Origin of the sequence: Mycobacterium helveticum (assembly GCF_007714205.1) — a bacterium.
In the GTDB taxonomy this organism is placed as follows: Bacteria; Actinomycetota; Actinomycetes; order Mycobacteriales; family Mycobacteriaceae; genus Mycobacterium; species Mycobacterium helveticum.
Window position 1 is genome coordinate 1 of sequence record NZ_VMQU01000285.1, and the last position, 1,410, is coordinate 1,410.

Sequence of the window (1,410 nt, forward strand, 5' to 3'; positions counted from 1 at the left end):
CGCCTACCCCGCCGTTACCGCCGTTCACGCCGGAGATGGTGGAGTTCCAGCCGGCCCCGCCGGTCCCGCCATTACCCTCCCACACGGCGGCCCCACCGTTCCCACCGGTCCCAGGGGCCACACTGGTCGTGCCGGGGCCACCGGTCCCGCCGTTGCCGCCGTTGCCGAGGATCCCGGCCATCCCGCCGTTGCCGCCATTGCCCCCGGTGACCGTGGAGTTCCAGCCGTTGCCGCCGTTGCCCAGCAACAAGCCACCGTTTTGGCCGTTCGGGCTCGACGCCGTCCCATTAGCGCCGTCGTAGAACAACGGCTCTCCGAACAATTTGTCGCCGGTCTGGTTCAGCTCATACATCACCGTCGCCAACGGATCCGTCCTCGGCGGCGGCGAAGAACCCGAGGCTTCGGCCACCGCGGCCCACCACGTCGCCGGATTGAACGCCTGGGTGGCAAGCGCCTCGGCACCCCTGAACGCCTGCCCCGCCTCATTCAAGGCCTGGGTGATCTGGGCGCTGACCGTCGTGAACTGGTTGAGGAGCGTCTGAAACTCCTGGCCGACCTCGGAAAACAACGTCGAAAGCGCCTTCGACACCTGATCACCGGCGGAGCCCGGCACCCAGACGAATGGGAGGCCCGCCGCTGCGTTGGCCGCGTCCAGCGACGCGTTGATCCTCGCCACATTCGCCGCCGCCGCCGTCAACGCGTCTGGCTGGACGAACACATACGACATTGCTGACCTCCGGAGACCGCTGTGGGGTGGTTCGCCCCCGCACCACGGTCACGATTACGAGCGCTTAGGAATCTATCTCGTTGCACACCTGTATATCTGCGTTTCCGGTAAACGCCGGCGGCCGCCGGGGCGCGACCCGGACATTCGGTCGGTCTGTGAACCTATAGTGATACGACGCTCCCGGGGCCGCCGGCGGTACCGCCGGTGCCGCCGGCCGCGCCGCCGCTCCCGACGGTGGCATTGCCCGGAGTGGCTGCGTAGGCGTTGCCACCGGTGCCGCCGTTGCCGCCGGTAGCACCGGTGCCGCCGATGCCGCCGGTGCCGCCGTAGGCGTGTCCGCCCGCCAACAAATCGAACGCCGTCCCGCCCGTCCCGCCGGTACCGCCGACGGTGACACCGTTGCCGCCCGCGCCGCCGACGCCGCCGTAGGCGGTACCCCAGTTGGTGGGGAGGTACTTCACCAGGCCGTCGAAGTTGTCGACGGCAATGTTGTAGGGCCCCATCATCGCGATGCCGCCCTGTCCGCCCTGGCCGCCGGCGTCGACCGTGCCGGCGCCGCCCACGCCGCCGGCCCCGCCGGTGGCGGTTCCCCAGCCCAGGTTGAACGCAAGACCGCCCGGGCCGCCGTTGCCGCCGGTGGCGCCTGACCCGCCGGCCCCGCCGATACCCCCGAGCTCAAAACC

1 protein-coding gene and 1 pseudogene are annotated in these 1,410 nt (G+C 70.4%); both read right to left on the minus strand.

Features of this window, described 5'->3' with window-relative positions:
* A partial coding sequence (locus FPZ47_RS27500) for a PE family protein (protein ID WP_145039790.1) occupies positions 1-727 on the minus strand: 727 nt, incomplete at its 3' end.
* 161 nt (positions 728-888) lie between these two features.
* Positions 889-1,410 (minus strand): annotated as a pseudogene (locus tag FPZ47_RS28730) (PE-PGRS family protein); the annotation flags it as partial.